General features: G+C 65.9%; 2 protein-coding genes. Both read left to right on the top strand.

From position 1 onward, the window contains the following. Window positions 1–370: 370 nt before the first annotated feature. A complete protein-coding gene (locus ABZ312_RS45145) occupies window positions 371–595 on the top strand; it encodes a hypothetical protein (protein WP_500440235.1) in 225 nt (74 codons plus the stop codon). A 228-nt stretch (window positions 596–823) separates the two neighbouring features. Then, window positions 824–1,082, top strand: a 259-nt coding sequence (locus ABZ312_RS45140; protein WP_500440236.1) for a helix-turn-helix domain-containing protein, incomplete at its 3' end; no start/stop codon positions are given.

Genomic DNA, 1,082 nt, shown 5'->3' with positions numbered 1-1,082 from the left:
GAAAGCTGGTACAACCTGCACCGCCTGCACAGCAGCCTCGGCTACCGCAGCCCCGCCGAATATGAGACAGCACACGCAGCCTGACCACCACACCAATGGTGTCCGTCAAAGCGGAACAAGCTCAGGGAGTGTCAGTCGAACATCATCATCTGAGTGTCAGTGGTGCAGGCTTAGCGACCTCGCGATTGGCACTGACAGATGGTGCTCACCCGTTGCTGGCGTGAGTGACGAAAGGCCATGTCATTCTCACGCCGACCACCGGGTGGCGTGAGTGGACCTGTACATCGACATCCGCTGGCTCCTGGAACGCCAAGCCGAGGTCCTGCCCAAGTAGCCCTCGGTCCACGACTTCTCCAACCTCGTGGCCGCCGTGGCCCGCCACCGCGTCAACACCCCCCAGATCGGCGCCACCGTCGACAACGCCTGGCGCGCCGCAGCCCTGATGCACGCCATCATCCGGCTGCGCCCGCTGCCGGCCCGCAACGCCCTGTACGGCGCCGCCCTCGCCACGGCGTACATGGACGCGCCGACGGATACGACACCGCCGACCGCATCCGATCCTGGCGCATCTGACCCGCACCGTCCGGCCGACTGAAAAGCCGGCCGGACGCCGGCGACCCGGGTACGGGCCGCCCAAGATCGCGAGCGGGTACCCCCTCGATCCCAAGGAATAATCCAAATCGACACCCCGAGGATCAGAGATCAACTGACGGGACGTCAGCCTGGATTACCTGACACCGACCCACGAACCAGCACCCCCCAGCCCCGTAGCCAGCCAATCCTTGACAGCACTTGAAACCCCGCCGGCAAGACGCCAAGTCACATAACGCCAGATCAGATACCGCGGGGTCCCGTCGCGCAGCAGAGGGACCCGTTCTGGTCGCAGACCAGAACACCCGGACGCAGTCCGGCACTTCGCTCGGAGGGGCGCAGCCCCGATACGGCGGCTTGCCGCCGCCCTGGCGAAGGGCGCAGCCCTGAGTTACCCGCTGCGCGGGCTTTCGCGCACAACGGCTTCTCGATCAGCGCGAGTGCGGCGGTCCTGCATCTGCACCCCAACACCGTTTCCTACCGGCTGGATC

This window comes from Streptomyces sp. NPDC006207, from assembly GCF_040613835.1.
In the GTDB taxonomy this organism is placed as follows: Bacteria; Actinomycetota; Actinomycetes; order Streptomycetales; family Streptomycetaceae; genus Actinacidiphila.
The sequence above is the reverse complement of the archived record's forward strand: the minus strand, read 5'-3'. Positions and strand labels throughout refer to the sequence as shown.